This window comes from Corynebacterium sp. HMSC08C04 (assembly GCF_001807495.1).
In the GTDB taxonomy this organism is placed as follows: Bacteria; Actinomycetota; Actinomycetes; order Mycobacteriales; family Mycobacteriaceae; genus Corynebacterium; species Corynebacterium simulans.
Map to the genome: position 1 here is coordinate 22,249 of NZ_KV789212.1, position 18,088 is coordinate 40,336.

General features: G+C 59.0%; 16 protein-coding genes. 4 read left to right on the forward strand and 12 right to left on the reverse strand.

Going from position 1 to position 18,088, the window contains the following annotated elements; genetic code table 11:
- Nucleotides 1-38: 38 nt before the first annotated feature.
- Nucleotides 39-683, reverse strand: coding sequence for a WKL family lipoprotein (locus HMPREF3169_RS06705; RefSeq protein WP_070456004.1), 645 nt, complete (start codon nucleotides 681-683; stop codon nucleotides 39-41).
- 168 nt (nucleotides 684-851) lie between these two features.
- On the opposite strand from HMPREF3169_RS06705, the gene HMPREF3169_RS06710 reads away from it, so the two are divergent.
- Complete coding sequence (locus tag HMPREF3169_RS06710) at nucleotides 852-1,769, forward strand: asparaginase (protein WP_061923439.1); 918 nt, start codon at nucleotides 852-854, stop codon at nucleotides 1,767-1,769.
- A 2-nt stretch (nucleotides 1,770-1,771) separates the two neighbouring features.
- Here HMPREF3169_RS06710 and HMPREF3169_RS06715 read toward each other — a convergent pair whose 3' ends face one another.
- The gene (locus HMPREF3169_RS06715; RefSeq protein WP_070456020.1) at nucleotides 1,772-3,199 is read right to left on the reverse strand and encodes a DNA polymerase IV; all 1,428 of its coding nucleotides are present in this window, start codon (nucleotides 3,197-3,199) and stop codon (nucleotides 1,772-1,774) included.
- 168 nt (nucleotides 3,200-3,367) lie between these two features.
- Here HMPREF3169_RS06715 and HMPREF3169_RS06720 point away from each other — a divergent pair, with 168 nt between their 5' ends.
- Nucleotides 3,368-4,009, forward strand: a complete 642-nt coding sequence (locus HMPREF3169_RS06720; RefSeq protein ID WP_070456005.1) for a GntR family transcriptional regulator — start codon at nucleotides 3,368-3,370, stop codon at nucleotides 4,007-4,009.
- Nucleotides 4,010-4,140: 131 nt separating this feature from the next.
- On the forward strand, nucleotides 4,141-5,325 hold the full coding sequence (locus HMPREF3169_RS06725; RefSeq protein WP_061923445.1) for an MFS transporter: 1,185 nt from the start codon (nucleotides 4,141-4,143) through the stop codon (nucleotides 5,323-5,325).
- Between the two features lie 360 nt (nucleotides 5,326-5,685).
- Here the strand turns inward: HMPREF3169_RS06725 and ileS are convergent, their stop codons facing one another.
- Nucleotides 5,686-8,862 carry an isoleucine--tRNA ligase gene (ileS, locus tag HMPREF3169_RS06730; RefSeq protein WP_061923448.1) on the reverse strand — a complete coding sequence of 1,059 codons (3,177 nt, stop codon included), beginning with the start codon at nucleotides 8,860-8,862 and terminating at the stop codon, nucleotides 5,686-5,688.
- A 344-nt stretch (nucleotides 8,863-9,206) separates the two neighbouring features.
- Between ileS and HMPREF3169_RS06735 the strand changes: the two genes are divergently transcribed.
- A complete protein-coding gene (locus tag HMPREF3169_RS06735; RefSeq protein ID WP_061923452.1) occupies nucleotides 9,207-10,232 on the forward strand; it encodes an HNH endonuclease signature motif containing protein in 1,026 nt (341 codons plus the stop codon).
- A gap of 57 nt (nucleotides 10,233-10,289) precedes the next feature.
- Here HMPREF3169_RS06735 and HMPREF3169_RS06740 read toward each other — a convergent pair whose 3' ends face one another.
- From HMPREF3169_RS06740 to murC, 9 genes are all read right to left on the reverse strand, one after another.
- Nucleotides 10,290-10,490 carry a hypothetical protein gene (locus HMPREF3169_RS06740; RefSeq protein WP_061923455.1) on the reverse strand — a complete coding sequence of 67 codons (201 nt, stop codon included), beginning with the start codon at nucleotides 10,488-10,490 and terminating at the stop codon, nucleotides 10,290-10,292.
- A gap of 58 nt (nucleotides 10,491-10,548) precedes the next feature.
- Nucleotides 10,549-11,706 carry a DivIVA domain-containing protein gene (locus tag HMPREF3169_RS06745; RefSeq protein WP_062038247.1) on the reverse strand — a complete coding sequence of 386 codons (1,158 nt, stop codon included), beginning with the start codon at nucleotides 11,704-11,706 and terminating at the stop codon, nucleotides 10,549-10,551.
- A 235-nt stretch (nucleotides 11,707-11,941) separates the two neighbouring features.
- A complete protein-coding gene (locus HMPREF3169_RS06750; RefSeq protein WP_061923462.1) occupies nucleotides 11,942-12,232 on the reverse strand; it encodes a YggT family protein in 291 nt (96 codons plus the stop codon).
- 126 nt (nucleotides 12,233-12,358) lie between these two features.
- The gene (locus tag HMPREF3169_RS06755; protein WP_061923465.1) at nucleotides 12,359-12,796 is read right to left on the reverse strand and encodes a cell division protein SepF; all 438 of its coding nucleotides are present in this window, start codon (nucleotides 12,794-12,796) and stop codon (nucleotides 12,359-12,361) included.
- A gap of 106 nt (nucleotides 12,797-12,902) precedes the next feature.
- A complete protein-coding gene (locus HMPREF3169_RS06760; protein WP_061923468.1) occupies nucleotides 12,903-13,598 on the reverse strand; it encodes a YggS family pyridoxal phosphate-dependent enzyme in 696 nt (231 codons plus the stop codon).
- On the reverse strand, nucleotides 13,599-14,327 hold the full coding sequence (gene pgeF / locus HMPREF3169_RS06765; protein WP_061923470.1) for a peptidoglycan editing factor PgeF: 729 nt from the start codon (nucleotides 14,325-14,327) through the stop codon (nucleotides 13,599-13,601). It lies immediately after the preceding gene.
- Nucleotides 14,328-14,358: 31 nt separating this feature from the next.
- Nucleotides 14,359-15,726: a cell division protein FtsZ gene (gene ftsZ, locus HMPREF3169_RS06770; RefSeq protein WP_070456006.1), complete on the reverse strand. Its 1,368-nt coding sequence runs from the start codon at nucleotides 15,724-15,726 to the stop codon at nucleotides 14,359-14,361.
- A gap of 249 nt (nucleotides 15,727-15,975) precedes the next feature.
- A complete protein-coding gene (locus tag HMPREF3169_RS06775; protein WP_061923477.1) occupies nucleotides 15,976-16,626 on the reverse strand; it encodes a cell division protein FtsQ/DivIB in 651 nt (216 codons plus the stop codon).
- Nucleotides 16,619-18,073: a UDP-N-acetylmuramate--L-alanine ligase gene (gene murC, locus HMPREF3169_RS06780; protein ID WP_061923482.1), complete on the reverse strand. Its 1,455-nt coding sequence runs from the start codon at nucleotides 18,071-18,073 to the stop codon at nucleotides 16,619-16,621. The genes HMPREF3169_RS06775 and murC overlap by 8 nt, the downstream gene beginning before the upstream one ends.
- Nucleotides 18,074-18,088 lie beyond the last annotated feature (15 nt).

Consider the following 18,088-nt stretch of genomic DNA (forward strand, 5'->3'; position numbering starts at 1 on the left):
CCCGGCTTCGAGTTTTAGCTCTTCTTTTCTAGCGCTTGTTACTGCGCCGGCTGCTCGGCTGGCGCACCTTCTGCCGGCTGCTCGGCGGGTTGTTCTGCCGGAGCGCCCTCTGTTGGCTGCTCGGCCGGAGCGTTTTCTGCCGGCGCACCTGCAGCGCCGCCTGCGGTATCCGCGCACATCGGCGGGACTTGCTCTGGCGGCACGATGTTGGAAACCAAGATGCAGGCCCAGTTCTTCGACAGCTTCCAGTCGCCGTTTTCGAAGACAAACTCAACCTGGTCTGCGGTCTGGCCCTGGCCATCCGGGGTAGAGAAGTTAACGGTAGCCAGCGCGGATTCTGGGCTGTAGCCCGGCAGCACTGGGTCGACGACCTCAAAAACTGCGCCGGACTCTGCCTGGGAGGCTGCCATGACGTCGAAAAGCTCTGGCGCCTCCTCGGAGCCTTGCACGGTCTTGGTCTTTTCCTCGACCGGCACGTTCGGGTCGGTGGCCTTGGTCAGGATGGCGTTGAGGGCAGCTGCATCCGGAATCTCAGTGGAGGCAATTGAGGTCTCCTCTGCACTCGAGGACTTCTCAGCAGATGATGGTTTAGCCTTGTCAGCTTCATCGGAAGAAGAGCAGGCAGCCAAAGCGGTAGCAGCACTAACGGCCATGAGAGCGGCCCCGAGCTTGGTGAACTTCACTTTTTCTCCTCACGTTGGGTGGCGCGACTTCGCATCTTAGCGCACGATAATTGTCGCTTTTCTTCACACCACATTACCCACGCCACTTCCATTTCCGTGCGCCCCGCGCCCACCAACACCATCTTTTTCGCTACTAATACCCCGCCGCTAATCGCTAGGGTGGAGTCCATGACTATCGCGCTTATCGCCACCGGCGGCACCATCGCCTGCACCGCGGCCGCGGACGGCTCGCTCATTCCAACAGTCACCGGCCAGGAACTGGCCCGTAGCCTTTCGGCAGACATTGAAGTCATCGAATTCCGCCAACTCGACTCCAGCTCCATCACCTTGGCGGATCTCGATGAGCTGCTCGGCACCGTCCACGTGCAACTCACCCGCACCGACATCGACGGCATCCTCATCACCCATGGCACGGATTCCATGGAAGAAACCGCCATGGCGCTTTCCATTTTTGATCCGGGCACAAAGCCCGTTGTTCTCACAGGCGCGCAGCGGTCTTTCGATCATCCCGGAGGCGACGGTCCGCGCAACCTCCACGACAGCCTGCACCTCATCGAGCAAGGAACCCCCGGTGTTTATATCCAGTTCGGAGGCATGACCATCCCGGCGCGCGGGGCACGCAAGAACCACACCTTTCATCTCAACGGCTTTGAATCGATGCCCGTTGGCGAATCCAATCTCTTTCCCCTACCGCTTGCCCCACTCGCACCACACCCGGTTGCCATCCTTGCCGCGTACCCCGGCGCTGACGCCACGCTTGTCGACGCCGCCATTCCCCACTTTTCGGGCCTCGTCATCGAGGCGCTCGGTTCCGGAAACATGGGCGAAGGTATGGGCGAAGGCGTAGCGCGCGCACTCGAAGCAGGCCTTCCCGTTGCCATCAGCACCCGCGTGCCCTACGGCACTACTTCCCTCGCCTACGGCGGCTCCGGTGGTGGTGCAACGCTTGCCGATAAAGGCGCGGTTAGTGCTGGCGCTTTCCGCCCCGGTCAAGCGCGAATCCTTCTCGCCGCCGCCCTCGCCACCGGCACTCCCGTCTCCGAAGTTTTCGCCGCCAAAGCAGCGCCGAAACAATACTCGCGCTAGCTTTACACAGCGCCTGACTCAGTGCCTGGTTCAGCATCCGGATCAGCGTCCTGCGCAAACCACTCCGGCCATACCAAAGAATCAAGTGGGTCCCCGGGCATTAGATCCGGATCATCAGCAGCAAAGGATTTGGTGCGGCCGGGGCCTGTCGCACGCGTTTCAAACCGCACGCTGACCACACCGTGACCGGCGCCCTGAATCCAGCCGTGGCCATAATCGGGATGATAAACGTCTTGCGTTGCCCGCCACGTGCTATCGGGTTCGTCCTCGATGCTTACTTCCACGCGCCCCTCATCAAGTGCGTTGTCCGAAACTCCGGCCTCGTAGTCATCGTCCGCTTTACTCGGCGGGCGCACCACCACGCGGTCCAGCTCAGGAAAGAGTACGTCTTGGCGCGCGGCCTCCAAGCCCGAATAGCTCACGCCCACCAAACGAATCGGACCAAGCTCATCGGGATAGCGCGCGAGCTTGAATGCCGTTGCTTTTAAGGTTTCCACATCATCCGTGGCATAAGGAAGCGTGGCCGAGCGCGATTCGATGTGGAAATCTGCCATCCGCAGTTTGACGGAGACGGTGCGGGCACCGCGGCCGTCGCGAAGCAAGCGCCGATGCGCGCCCTCCGCCGCCCTCACAATCGCAGCGTCTACCTCCGCTACCGTGAGCAAATCCTTAGGATAGGTATGCTCCGTGGAAATCTGCTTGGCCACTGCGCGCGGGGCCACCGCCCTGTCGTCGATGCCTTGAGCGAGCTTCCACAAACCCACACCAATCGTCGCGCCTAAAGAAATCTCCACTTCTTTTTGCGACATCGCCGCCAGCTGCCCGATGGTCTCCACACCGATAGCCGCGAGCTTCGTCCTCGTTACAGGCCCTACGCCCCACAGCTTTCCCACCGGCATGGGGTGGAGAATCTCCAACTGTTTTTCTGCTGGAATCACAAACGTGCCGTCCGGCTTCGCCTCCCCAGAACCAATCTTGGCAAATTGCTTACCCGAACCCGCCCCAATCGAACTCGGCAGGCCAGTCTCCGCACGAATCAGCTCCCGCAGGTTATCTGCCCATTCTTTTACTTCTTCTGGGCTCGCGCCGATCAAAGCTTCAGGCTCCATAAAGGCCTCATCAACGGAAAGCTGCTCTATAACTCCCACGTGTTCCGCGAGAATCTTAAACACTCTTTTCGACGCCGCCGAGTACACCACGTGCCGCGGCTGCACCACCACTCCGCGCAGACCAACCAGCTGCTGGGCGCGGAAAGTGGGCATAGCTGAGTGGGCGCCGAACGCGCGGGCCTCATAGGATGCGCCCGCCACGACGCCGCGCCCGCCGACGCCCGCGACCAACACCGGGCGCCCACGCAAAGTGGGCCGGGTCAGCTGCTCGACGGACGCGAAAAAAGCGTCCATGTCGATGTGTAAAACCCAGCGTTGCATGCGCCCCATTTTAGAACATGCGTCCTAAATGTCATGCACTGCCCAGCTTTCTAGCATGGAAAACACGCGAAAAGTCTCGCAGATCTCATAAAGCACGAAGGTGATCACCGCCTCACGAATAGCACGATTTTTTAGACAACGCCCGTGGCTTGTATGCAAGATGAATGCATGTCAAATGCAAGCACACCAGCCGCCGAGCGCGCCTATGAATGGGTCAAGCGTGCAATCATCGAAGGTGACATTGCCGAATCCGAGATGCTCTCCGAGGCAGTCATCGCCTCAGAGCTCGGGATGAGCAGGACTCCCATGCGCGAGGCCTTCCTCCGCTTGGAAGTTGAGGGCTTTTTGAAGCTCTATCCCAAACGCGGCGCGCTAGTGGTCCCGATCAGCCCGCGCGAGATTCGCGAGGTCTACGAGGCGCGCCTGCTTGTCGACGCCCACTCCGCCCGCCATATCTGCGCCCTCCCCGCCGCAGAGCGCGCCGTCATTGCTGATTGCCTCGATGCGATCATCGCGGAACAAGACGCCGCGCTCAACGCCGGTGATCTGCGCACATACGCCCACCTCGATGCGCGTTTCCACCAGACCATCATGGACAACGGCGGAAATAGCCTGCTTGCCCATCTCGGTCACACACTGCGCGAGCGTCAGCAGCGCTTCACAGCCACGGCAATTGGCCGCAATGTGGAGCGAGCGCGTGGCTTCGTCGCCCAGCACCGCCTGCTTGCCGAAGCCCTCCGCCACGGCAACTACTCCACCTACCTCACCGAACTCGAAGACCACCTGACTACTTCTAGGAATCAACTGTGAGCACTCAAACCTCAACATCCACATCGTCGCTTTCCCCTGTGCCCGCGACTGAGTCCGCGCCTAGCGCATCGCCGGCGCCGGAGGTGTTGCCTTCGTTTAGGCCTCATTCGTGGTTTCCCGTCGCCGGTTCAATGGTGGCGGTCGCGTGGGGCGGCAACGAGTTCACCCCATTGTTGGTGATGTACCGCGAGACTTCGCACTTTTCGCAGGTGACCGTCAACGGTTTGCTCGCGGCTTATGTCTTAGGAATCGTCCCCGCGTTGCTTGTGGGAGGCCCGCTATCCGACCTCATCGGCCGCAAGCCTACTCTCCTGCCGGCCGCGCCTTTGTCGCTGCTGGGATCTTTCCTGCTGTCCATCGCTCCGCATGAGCCGCTTATCATCGCGCTAGGTCGCGTGCTGTGTGGCATGGCGCTGGGCCTTGTTATGGCGGTGGGTTCCACGTGGATTACCGAGCTTGTCTCCCGGGCTGGAGGGGACCCCGCGGCCGGTGCAAGAAAAGCTTCGCTGTGCCTTACCATCGGATTCTTGGTAGGCGCCGGAATTGCCTCGGTACTGGCGCAATGGGGACCTTGGCCCACGCATTTGGCTTATATCCTGCACATTCTGCTGACTCTCGCGACTGCGGTTTGGCTGACGTATACTCCGGAAACTCGTGAGCCACGCCACGGTACGGTAAAGACCACCATCTTGGAGCTGAAGGTTCGCGAGATGCTCGAAATGCTGCATATCCCGGCCGCCGCTCACAAGCGCTTCCTGCGCGTGGTCGTTCCCGTTGCCCCGTGGGTATTCGGATGTGCCGGTGCCGCCTATGCCTTGCTCCCGCAGTTGCTCGCCACGTCTGCGGGGCAAACGCCCATTGCGTTCTCCGGCCTCATGACCGTCATTACTTTGGGCTGCGGCGTTGGCGTGCAAATGCTCGGACGCCTCATCGATACCCATAAGTCCGCCCGAGCATCCGCGATCGCCATGGCGGTTATTACGCTCGGGGCTTTCGTCGCGGCCTTCGCAGCGCAGACGTTGTCGCTGCCTTTGGGCATCGCCGCTGCCGCCACGATGGGCGCTGGCTACGGCCTCGCCCTTGTCGCAGGACTCTCCGAGGTCCAGCGGATCGCCGGTGAAGAGGAGCTGGCAGGCCTCACCGCCGTGTACTACTCCATCTCCTATACCGGCTTCTTCATCCCTATGGCGTTTAGCGCGCTATCGGCCTACATCGGATTTACGAAGCTTTTCATCATCGGCAGCATTTTGGCCATTTTGTGTCTAATCAACGTCACTATTGCCTGGCGTGCGCACCTGCCCGGCGCACAGCGCTGACTTTGCGCACTGTGGCCTAAATAGTCACCTCCGCATCAAGAAAGGCGAATTCATAGTACCCATGCGCCGCGAGACGATTTACCTTCTCGCGGCTGCCCACAGACAATGCCAAATGATTCCACCCAGCCGAAGCTAGCCGCTTTTCATGGCCTGGTCGCGCCATGATTTCGAAACGGGCACCGTCTTCGAAACTCAGAAAATAGGTCTTTAGCCCTGTACGTACATGGCCATGTGTTCGATTCGCATACCTGCAAATCTACACAGAAAAATACCCAGGTAACTGGCCAAAAAGAAACGTGCCCGGAAGGAGAGACTACCTCCTTCCGGGCATTATTCACTTAAGCTCTGACATCCAGGTGTCTATACGTTCGTGCGCGCGACGGTCGCGGTGACGTCCTTGACCACCTTGTGGCCTTCGAGAGGCTCGGTAACCACATTGAACTCGGTGGCCAGAACCTCAGCCGCAATGTGCTCCGCGTGACGCTGTGCCCATTCTTCCTTCTCGGCCGGAACGGACAGGACAACGCTGATGCGGTCATAGACTTCAAAGTCCTCGGCTTTACGGGCATCCTGCAGGCCGCGGATGACGTCGGCGGCCCAGCCTTCTGCCTCGAGCTCCTCGGTCACCTCGGTGTCCAAGACCACGAGGCCATCGATGCCGTCGATACGCGCCGTCGATGCCGGGTTCGCCGCCTGCAGACGCTCGGTGTACTCATCAGCGCCCAGAACGATATCGCCGTCAACGACAACCTCGTCACCACGGCGCTCGTAATTACCCGCCTTCAGGTTCTTGATTGCGCGCTGGACGTCCTTGCCCAAGCGCGGACCCGCGATCTTTGCATTACAGACAACCTCGAAGGTGCCCACGGAATCGACGTCGTCGGTCAGAATGACATCCTTCACGTTGACCTCATCGCGGATGATGTCCGCAAAGTCAGCGAGCTGCGCGGAATCAGCCATGGCCACGGTCAGCTTCGGCAGCGGCAGGCGGTTACGTAGCTTGTTGGACTTACGCACGCTCGAGGCTGCGGAAGCTACCGCGCGCACTGCATCCATCGCGGAAACCAGCTCCGCATCAGCCGGGTAATCCTCAGCCTTCGGGTAGCTAGCCAAGTGCACGGAGCGCTCGCCGGTCAGGCCGCGGTAGATGACCTCAGCCACGTGTGGCAGCAGCGGAGCCACCACGCGGGTGACAGTCTCCAGCACGGTGTAGAGGGTGTTAAAGGCCTCTGCGTGCTCTTCCTCTCCCGACCAGAAGCGGTCACGCGAGCGACGCACGTACCAGTTGGTCAGCACGTCCGCGAAGTGACGCACCTCCTCCGTCGCCGCAGCGATGTCAGTATTCGCCAACGCCGCATCGGTATGCTCCACCAAGTCATGGGTCTTAGCCAGGATGTAGCGGTCAAGAACATTGCCCGAAGTGACATCAAACTTCGCCTCGCGGCTCGCGTAGAGCTGCAGGAAGGTATACGCATTCCAGATCGGCAAGATGGCCTGGCGCACGCCCTCGCGGATGCCCTGCTCCGTGACGATCAGATTGCCGCCGCGCAGAATCGGGCTGGACATCAAGAACCAGCGCATCGCATCCGAGCCATCGCGGTCAAAGACCTCGTTGACGTTCGGGTAGTTGCCCTTAGACTTCGACATCTTCAGACCATCATTGCCCAAGACGATGCCGTGAGCGACGACCTTGTTATACGCCGGACGGTCAAACAGCGCCGTAGACAGTACGTGCATCACGTAGAACCAACCACGCGTCTGGCCCGAGTACTCCACGATGAAGTCAGACGGCGAATGCGTCTCGAACCACTCTTTGTTCTCAAACGGGTAGTGCTTTTGCGCAAACGGCATCGAACCAGACTCGAACCAGCAATCCAGCACGTCCGGCACACGAACCATCATGGACTTGCCCGTCGGGTCATCCGGGTTCGGGCGGGTCAGCTCATCGATGTATGGGCGGTGCAAGGAGGTAGGACGCACGCCGAAGTCTGCCTCCAGCTCATCCAAAGAACCGTAGACATCAACGCGCGGGTACTCCGGGTTATCGGAAACCCACGCCGGAATCGGTGCACCCCAGTAGCGAGTACGAGAGATGTTCCAATCTCGTGCGCCTTCCAGCCACTTACCGAACTGGCCATCGCGGATATGCTCCGGCAACCACTCGATTTCGTTGTGGTTTAGCTCCACCATGCGGTCACGGAACTCGGTCACCTTCACAAACCACGCCGGCATTGCCTTGTAAATAAGAGGCTCGCCCGAACGCCAAGAGTGCGGGTAGGAGTGCTCAATCGTCACGTGGCGAACCACGCGGCCAGCAGCTTTAAGATCCTTGATGATGTCCTTGTTCGCATCGAAGACCAACTGGCCCTCATACGGCGGAACCTGCGAGGTAAATTCGCCGTCCTCATCTACTGGGATGGCAAGTTCGATGCCGTACTTCTGGCAGGTCAACATATCGTCCTCACCAAAGGCTGGAGCCTGGTGAACCACGCCGGTGCCGTCTTCAGTGGTGACGTAATCTGCAAGGATGACCTGGTAGGCGTTCTCCAGCTCTGGGAAGAATCCGAAGATCGGCTCGTAGGTAAAGCCTTCCAACTGATTGCCCTGGAAAGTTTCGAGGACTTCTACCTCGCCGAGTTCCTTGGCCAACGTCGCCGTCAAAGCCTCGGCCATGATGAACGTGTGGCCCGCGAAGTCGCCATCCGTAGCTTTGAACAGGACATAGTTAACCTCAGGGTGGACCGCCAATGCAGCATTCGACGGCAAAGTCCAAGGTGTCGTGGTCCAGGCGAGGAAGGAGGCGTCGGCAAGCGCAGGATGTGCGGAAAGCGTCTCCGCAGCCGCCGAATCAGCCTTCGCACCAGTAACCGGGAAAGTCACCGTCAGCGTCGGGTCTTGGCGCATCTTATAAGAATCATCCAGGCGAGTTTCCTGGTTAGACAGCGAAGTATGCTCCGCCCAGGAATAAGGCAGCACGCGGAATCCTTGGTAGATAAGGCCCTTATCGTAGAGCTCCTTGAAAGCCCACATAACAGATTCCATGTAGTTGATATCGAGCGTCTTGTAGCCATTCTCGAAATCAACCCAGCGTGCCTGGCGGTTGACGTAGTCTTCCCACTCATCTGCATACTGCATAACGGACTTCTCGCAGTACTCATTGAACTTGGCTAGACCCATGTCCTGAATCTGAGCCTTGTCCGTGATGCCCAGCTGCTTTTCCGCCTCCAACTCAGCCGGCAAGCCGTGGGTATCCCAACCGAAGATACGTGGCACATAATTGCCTGCCATCGTGCGGTAACGAGGGACGATGTCCTTGACGTAGCCGGTCAGGAGGTGACCGTAGTGTGGCAGGCCATTCGCGAAGGGAGGGCCATCATAGAAGATGTACTCAGGACAATCCTTGGTCTGGTCCAAGCTGGCTTTGAAGGTATCGTCTTCCTTCCAGAACTTCTGGACGATTTCCTCCATGTCGGGGAAACGGGTGGAACCACCGGTCATGTCTACCTTGGGGTAGACACCGCCTACGTTTTCGCTCATTAATCTTCCTTCACTCGAGTGCTGGTGCAGGGACGCGCCTTGCGGCTCGCGGTACCACCCTGCTTGGCGCGAAAATGCGCCCGCTTCATTTCGGTGAAGGAGATTTCGGTCCCACCCGCTCGGTTCTACTTTTAAGCTCTGTGGCTTAGGTTCTTCCGAGATGCTCCCCGGTGATGGCCGGATCATTGCATACGTGAGGAAATTATACCCACGGCGTCAACTTTTCACAGGCTGAGGTTCCCGAGTGGTGCAAATGGATATCAATGAGTCGGTTGAGACAAAGTTATCCACAGGTTGAAAATTGCCCCTTGTGCCTTGTCGATAGGGCTTTTTAGGGTGGGTTTATGACTTCACTTCAGACATTCTTAGCGGCAATACGCCCAGGCATGGACATCGTGGCTGGGTGCGCAGGGCTGTCTGAAAAGGCTTTGATTTCGGCTGGCGCGCCGGATAAAACGGCACAGCAATTGCTCGCGCTTTACGACGTCTACTTTGGCCGCACCGCTTTCACCCGCCAGCAACGCGATTCCGTGGCCGCGGCGCAAAGGCTTGGCCATTCCCTGCCCACAATCGAAGTTATCGAACGCTACGCAATGCGCGCGAAGACCCAACGTGCGGCGTGGCAGATGCGCGAGGAACTGTGCAATACCAAGGCCGATACCCTCGCGATGGAGCAGCTAGCGAAGAAAAAGCTGAAGGCGCTCAATAGCGAGCGCGAGCCAGAGCAAGGAGTAAAGCTTTATCGCCGCAAGGATAAGCCATGGACTTTAGCGATCACCGGCCCATCGACTTTAATCGCGGATATGCATGCGGCTATCGACCCTGCTTCTCCCCTGGAGTCTTTGGAGAACCTCTTCTTCCCCGCTGCTAAGGACTCAACAAGGGTGTCTAGCGCAACCGGAGAAAGGCCGCGGGTACATACCAACGTCATCGTACAACTGCCCGCGCTGGCAAAGATCTTGCAGGGCGACGGCGAGGAGATAAGCCTGCAAATGACAAACGGCGCCGTCATGTCCGGCGCGGAATTCGTGAGAAGAGCACTGGACTCGTGCCTTGACTTCGCCACACTCGTGCATCCACATGAGGGGCCAGTGAATCTCTATCGCACGAAGCGCTTTGCCAACCACAAGCAAAGACTGATGGCGGGAGCGGAAAATCCCACCTGTGCTTGGCCAGGTTGTAATCACCCGGCAGATACTAGTCAGGTGCATCACTTAAACGCCTGGTCGCAGGGAGGCCCAACGAACATGGCAAATCTTGCGACTTTGTGTCATTACCACAACGGCGTGAACGAGGACGACCCTAACGCCCCGCCGTTACGCGGTAGGTTAGCCAGGGTCGATGGAAAGGTGCGCTGGCAGCGCGGCTAGCAAAAAGGCAACAACCACGACTATATGCAATGCAATGTCAGGGCAATGCGCCACAATCTAGGAGGCAGGGTACTCCCCTGCCTCCTCGTCCTGCGCAAGATCAGGTTTGCGCTTGCGTAGACCGTCTATCACGAACAGCACCATGCCTAGGCCGGCAGAAGCGAAGAGAAGATACAGCGACCAATCAGCTGCAGTCAGAATGAAGTTGACGAGAGCTAGGAAAGCCACGAACGCCAAGACGAGTGCTGCAACAAGCATTTAAACCTCCAGAAAAGCGCCCTCCCGGATACTCGGAAGGGCGCTTTATAAATAGCTTTTACTTGCCAGCCTCGCCGTTAGGAGCAGCGGTGCCGCGAGTCTCAAGCTCCTCCAGCTGGGACTCCAGCAGGGTCTTCAGACGGGTGCGGTACTCGCGCTCGAAGGTGCGCAGCTCAGCGATACGAGCCTCAAGAGCCGTCTGCTGCTGCTTGACGGTGTTCATGACCTCGGTGTGCTTCTTCTCAGCGTCAGCCTGCAGGGCAGCAGCCTTCTCCTCTGCCTGGCGAATCTGTGCCTCAGCGCGGGAGTTAGCCTCGGACTCGGTCTGCTTTGCCTTAGCCTCAGCCTCGGAAACCAGCTTCTTGGAGCGAGTATCAGCGTCTGCGAGCTGTGCGTCAAACTTCTGCTGAGCGTCTGCGAGCTGTGCCTTGGAGCGGGAATCAGCATCGGTCAGCTGCTTCTCGGCGGCAGTGCGTGCCTCGGAGAGCATGGACTCGGACTCTGCCTTTGCCTCGGAGGTCAGGCGGTCTGCCATCTCCTGCGCCAAGCCCAGAACGCGAGCTGCCTGCATGTGGGTCTCTGGGGTAGCCAGGCCGTCGGCAGCCTTGGTTGCGGCAGCGCCAACACCTGCACCAGCCAGACCAGAAGCCGCTGCGGTCTTTGCAGAGCCAGCGTTCTTCTTCAGGTCCTCGTTCTCCTTCTTGGAAGCCTCGAGGTCCTTCTTGGCCTGAGTAGCCTCTGCACGAGCTGCCTCGAGCTCGCGCTTTGCCTTTGCGGCGTCCTCGCGTGCAGCCTTCAGCTCAGCATCGTTGTTCGAGAAAGCAGCAGCCGGAGCCTTAGCGGACTCAGCATTCTTTGCCTGTTCCTGCGCGCGCTTTGCTTCTTCCTTAGCCTTGGCAACTTCATTCTTGGAATCAGCAAGCTTGGTCTCGTACTCAGCGCGCAGCTTGGACTCGATCTCCTTACGGAGGGTAGCTTCGTCTGCACCCGTAGTAGCTGCGGACCCTGCAGCGGCACCCGCTACAGCACCAGCGCCGCCCTTGGACTGCAGCTGCTCTACCTGAGACTGCAGGTCATCATTCTCGTCCTGCAGCTGGGCAAGGGTGTCCTCGACGAGGTCCAGGAACTGGTCGACCTCATCCTCGTTGTAGCCACGCTTGCCAATTGGCGGCTTGCTAAAAGCGACGTTGTGAACATCAGCTGGTGACAGTGGCATTGACTTCTCTTCCCCTTCGAGTCGGTGCAACTCCGGTGGGTCCGGAGTTTTTGGGAGATGTAAACGTATCCCGAGAGTACCTAAATTCTGAACTCAGGTGTCTACACAGGACGCGCTAACAAAGAACTTGTGCGTTTAATTTTACGGAATATCAGTAAAGACTATATCCAAAAGCCCACATTATCTAACGTTGCACGCAGTCTCAACGTTAACGGGAGGTTTTAATACACCCGCACTACAAGAACACTCCAACAACAATCAGTTGCAAGAGCATCAAAATCAGGAACAAAACAAGGATGGACATGTCCAGTGCCACACCGCCCAGACGCAGCGGCGGGACCACGCGGCGGAGTTCCTTTACTGGCGGGTCAGTAACTACAAACAGCGGCTCTGCCACCACCATGAACCACCGCGGTGGGTTAAATTGGCGCGAGAAAGACTGAATCATCTCGATGATGATTCGCAGGGCCAAAATCCACGAGAAGATGCGTAGAAGCAGCAACAAACTATATCCGATAATGCTCACCCGCTCGAGCCTATATGAATTACCCCCGTGTTCGGCACTCGGCTCGCTAATGGCGAACGCCGCCCTACCCTTCCCCCACCAACACTTAGAGGAAAGATAAGACGGCGCTACTTTAAAAGCTTCTGCTTAACGCAGGTGCGCTGCGCGCTCAAGCTCCAGAGTGGAGATGCCTGCATCCTTCGGCACGATGGCGAAAACGCGACGGTCGGTGTCCATACCCTTGGTCAGGTTGAGCATGCGACCCTCGAGACCGAAGCACAGGCCAGCAGCAAAGTCAATGAAACGCTTTGCCGACGCCTTGTCCGCATCGGTCAGCTCAAAGACAACGGCGTCGCCATCACGGAACGGTGCGCCGACCTTGGCGGCATCGTTGAAGGAAACGAGGGAAAGCGCGACGATAGTCGGAACGAACTCCTCCTGCGCTGCCGGCTCGAAAGAGCGCGGCGCGTAAGCAGCAGAGCCGTTGGACTCATAGCTGCGCTCGTCTGCGTAGTATGCGTCGTCCGCTTCGATGTCCACCGGACCCAGTCCGAAGAACTCTTTCGTCCTATCAATCAATGACATTTCTGGTCTCCCTCTGACCCTAATTGTTGAGCATGTTATTTGGTGCGAATGTTACTCATGTGAAAGCAGTGAATTGCACCCGTGAAATGCGCTTTTGCGTTGCCACTTAACCTAATGGGCGGGGTCCCATGATGCCGGTTCCGACACGCACGATATCGCTTCCCGCGGCAATCGCCACAGCCATATCTGCGCTCATTCCCGCCGACATCAAAAGCTTCCGTCCAAGGCGGCCGCTCACCTCGTCACAGAGCTTGCGAACTCGGGCAAAAACTTCGACGGGGTCCGCATCTAGGGGCGGAACGACCATGAAACCGCGCAGTTCGAGGTTGTCGAGATCCTCCACGAGGCCCACAAGCTCATCGACATCCGCATAGGCTACTCCCCCGCGCGCAGTATCTCCGTCGTGGGAGAGCTGGATGAACACCGGCAGTTTTCCTTCGCGCTCGCCCGCTTGCAGAGCATTGCCGACGCCCCGGTCCAACGCACGCGCAAGCTTTTCCGTATCCAACGAATGCACGCTTTGTGCCCACCGCGCGACGTGATTGGCCTTCTTCGTCTGAATCTGGCCAATCATATGGAAACACATCTGCGGCAACTCCGCCGCCTTGGCACGGGCTTCTTGTTCGCGGTTCTCGGCGACGTCAGTGATACCAAGCTCGGCGAGTAGCGCGACGTCGGCAGCCGGGTGGAACTTGGTCACCGGCAGCAGTTCGGGCGCAGGACGGCCGGCATTCTTGGCGATTTCTGCGATATCAGCGCGGGTGCGCTCGAGGTTTTCCTGTAATTGCTGCTTGCGTGTCATTTATGCCTCCAACCAAATAACACCGGCTTGGCGTCCGGTAGTGCCTTCGCGGCGGTAAGAAAAGAAGTCGCTGTCTTCGATGGTGCAGCGAGGGTCCGCTTCAATGTTGGTAATTCCCATCCCCATCAGCTGACGGACAAGGCCCTTGCGCACGTCGACGCCCCAGGTGCCCTTCTTTGTGCGGGTCTTCGCCCCGGGCAAATGCTTCTCGACGTCGTTTGCCATAGCCTCAGGCACCTCATAGTTCAGTCCCGATGCGGCGGGGCCGAGAAGAACTTGAATATTGGAGGGGCTCGCGCCCAGCTCGCACATCGTAGTAACCGTGTTGCGAATGATCCCGTTGCGGGCACCGAGCCGACCAGCATGGGCAGCGGCGATAACGCCGGCGGAGATGTCGCTGAGCAATACGGGGGTGCAATCAGCAACCAAAACCCCGAGTCCTAAGCGCTTTTCGGTAGTGACGATTGCATCGGTCGCCGCCACCGGGGTGCCAACATGGCTACGGTCGACGCGCGTAACGGTGTTGGTGTGGAGCTGTTCCATCCACACAATCTCATCGAGCCCGAGAACCCTGGCGAGACGGGCGCGGTTATGGGCGACGTTTGCCGGGTCATCGCCGACGTGGTCGCCTAGGTTGAAAGAGTCGTAAGGCGATGACGAAACCCCGCCCGCACGAGTCGTAAAGACCATGCGAACGGGGCGTTTAGGTGCTTCCTCGTTTACTGGCATGCACTCCAGGTTAGCGCAGTATTTTGCTGCTTTAGCGCATGAAGGACGGCACGTCGAGATCATCATCGCCGTCATCGTGGCGACGGTCGTCACGACGATCTGCCGGGCGGGACAGGCGGTAGTCGTCACGGCGATCTTCACGAGCAAAGCGATCGGAGCTGGTGAACAGACCGTTGGAGGAATGGCGTGGACGGTAGGTCTCAGCCGGCTGCTCCTCGTAACGCGGCTGCGCAGGTTCCTCGTAGCGCGGTTGCTGCTGTACCGGCTGCTGCTGCACTGGCTCCTGCTGCAGCGGCTGCTGCTGTACCGGTTGCTGCTGGTGCATTGGTTGCTGTTGTGCCGACTGTTGCGCCGACTGCTGCGCCGAAGTTTCCTGGCGGTTATCGAACAGGGAGCCCGGACGCTGCTGCTGTGGCTGGGACTGTGTCGGCTGAGCTGCGGTGGTCATGTTGGCCTGTGCATCAAAGCCGGTGGCGATGATGGTGACGCGGACTTCGTCGCCCAGGTTGTCATCGATGATGGTACCGAAGATGATGTTGGCGTCTTCGTCAGCGCGCTCCTCGACCATGGATGCAGCGGCGTTAACCTCATGCAGACCAAGATCAGAGCCGCCGGCGATGGAGAGCAGAACACCCTTTGCGCCTTCCATGGTGGACTCGAGCAGCGGGGAGTTGATTGCCTGCTCAGCGGCATTGAGCGCACGGTTGTCACCGCGTGCAGAGCCGATGCCCATGAGGGCGGAGCCGGCATCGGCCATGACGGAGCGGACGTCGGCAAAGTCGACGTTAATCATGCCCGGGATGGTAATCAGGTTCGTAATACCCTGGACACCGTTGTGGAGGACCTCATCGGCTGCGCGGAATGCCTCGACGATGGACAGCTCCTCGCCGCCCAGCTGCATCAGGCGGTCGTTCGGAATAACAATGAGCGTGTCGCAGACGTCGCGCAGCTCCTCGATGCCAGACATTGCCTGGCGGGTACGGCGTGCGCCCTCGAACTTGAATGGACGGGTAACAACGCCGACGGTCAGCGCCCCCATCTTTTTCGCGATGGAAGCAACGACCGGAGCGGCGCCGGTACCAGTGCCGCCACCCTCGCCGGCGGTGACGAAGACCATGTCCGAGCCTTCCAGGGCATCCTCAATCTCAGTCTTGTGGTCTTCTGCGGAGGTCTTGCCAACCTCCGGGTTAGCGCCCGCGCCGAGACCGCGGGTGGCTTCGCGGCCGATATCGAGCTTGGTGTCAGCATCCGAGAAAATCAGCGCCTGGGAGTCAGTGTTAATCGCGACGAACTGAACGCCCTTCAGACCTTCTTCGATCATGCGGTTCACGGCGTTAACGCCGCCGCCGCCGACACCGACGACCTTGATTTCCGCGAGGTTATTGCTAGTTGAGATCATGTGAGGGGTGCTCACCTTTCACTGTTGGTGCGTAAACGAGGATTTTTATTGCACGCGACTTTTTCTCACGCGCGGTTATTTCCATCTTTATGGAAGTGCCGTAGTTTTTCACGTACATTTTGCCGCGTGTCGGTACCCTCAAGTTGTAGTTTAGGGTTGCTGACGTGCGGGTTTTCAAATCACAAACGCCCCACGCACCCCACCTGTATGACCAAGATGGGCTCTGCGCAGGGCGTTAAATTCAGACGGCTATTTCGTGGTTACCAATTCGGGGTTTGAAATATTCCACTGCCCGCCTTCCATCTTCAAAACCGTCTCGAAAGCCAAAGCCTTATTGGCGTTATCCTCCGAGGCGCCCCAGAAGACGCTGCGGTCATCCTTCAGGTGGAAGATCATCGAATAAGCGTTTTTAGCCTCGAGAGACTTCACCTGTGCACGCAACGGCTGTGGCAAAGCGGCGACTACCTCCACGGCATCACTCATCTCCTCCGAGCCGGGCTCGGCGCTGCCGGTAATTTCCACTGCGCCCTCCGGAGGGGTGTCCTCGGCGAATTCTTCACCCTCGGCGTCGATAAGCTTGTTCTTATCACGGAAAGCCACCGCCTCGTGTTCTGTAACCTCCACGCTCAAGGTGGACGGAAATGCGCGCGATACGGTTGCGGACTTTACCCACGGCAAGCGTGCGACTCCCGACGCCGCTGCACGGGCATCCACCCGCACTAGGTTCTCGCCTTTAGCGACGCCACTGGCTTCTTCCACCTGCGCTGCATCGACGTGGCTTATGCCTTGTACCTCGAAGGAAGAAACCTTGAACACAGGAAACATCCACACGGCAACTGCCGCCAGCACAACGACCGCCACGAGCCCCGTGACAGAAACCGCAATTGTCTTCTTAGTCATTAAGCGCCTTCAGCTCATCGAGGATCTCCGCGGCCAGCATCGTGACTGAACCCGCGCCGATGGTGAGTACGACATCGCCAGGGCGCACCAGGGACACAACATCTTGAGCCGCCTCCGAGAAATCCGGTTCGAAAATGACCTTCATCTCTTCCGGCATTTTGTCGGTGATGATGCGGGAGGTAATGCCCTCCACCGGTTGCTCCCGAGCGCCGTAGATGTCAAGGACAACGGCGGCGTCGGCAAGCGCGAGTGCTGCAGCGAACTCCTTGTCGAATTCCATCGTGCGGGAGTACAGGTGCGGCTGGAAGCATGCGATAACGCGCGCCCCCTTGCCTTCTGCCTCTACCTTTTGGCGGGCAGCACCGAGGACTGCGGTGACCTCGGTTGGGTGGTGGGCATAGTCATCGAAGACGCGCACCTCGTGCTCGGTGCCGCGATACTCAAAGCGACGGCGCACACCGGTGAAATCACTAAGGCCCACCGCGAGATCGTCCAGGTCGCCGCCGGCCAAGCCGCCCGCGATAAGCGAGGCCAAAGAGTTAAGCACCATGTGATGCCCCGGAATCTGCAGCTCATAGGAGAGCTCTTTCGACTTTCCGCCGGGCAGCGTGACGCGTGCACGGACTTGCATGCCAATGACAGAGACCTGCTCTTCTACTACCTCAGCGGCCAAGGGAATCTCCGGATACTGTGCGGCTGCTTGAGCGCTGCCGTAGCCAAGAACGTTGATTCCGCGGTCAAGGGCGCGTTTACCGGCCTGCGCTGCATGCTCATCCTCCAAGCAGACGACGAGATGTCCGCCGGGCACGATACGATCGGCGAAGTCGTCGAAGACTTGGTAATAGGCCTCAGCATTGTGGAAGAAATCCAGGTGGTCCGGCTCGATGTTGGTAATCACCGCGACTTCAGGGCTATAGCGCAGCAAGGAAGCATCGGATTCATCGGCCTCGGCAACAAAGGCGTTGCCAGTTCCGCCATGGGCGTTGGTGCCCGCGCGGTTGAGCTGGCCGCCAATGGCAAAGGAAGGATCAAGACCTGCCTGCTGCATTGCAGAAACAGTCATCGAGGTGGTGGAAGTCTTGCCATGCGTACCGGCGAGGAGCACCTGCTGGTGGCCCTCCATCAGCTCGGCGAGAAGGTCAGAGCGGCGAATCACCGGAATACCGGCCTCGCGGGCGCCGACCAACTCCGGGTTATCCTGCGGGATGGCTGCGAAGGAAGTGACCACGACAGTCGGCTTCTCCCCCGCCAGCTCGACATTTTCTGCCGCGTGGCCTACCGCAATCTTTACGCCCATCGTGCGCAGGATTTCCACCGGCGTGGACTCCTTAACGTCGGAACCGGTAACGACGCCACCGCGCGAAGCGAGGATGCGCGCCAGGCCAGACATGCCAGAGCCGCCGATGCCCACCATGTGGACGCGAGTGAGGTCATAAGAGTCAGTCATCTTCTTTAAATTCCT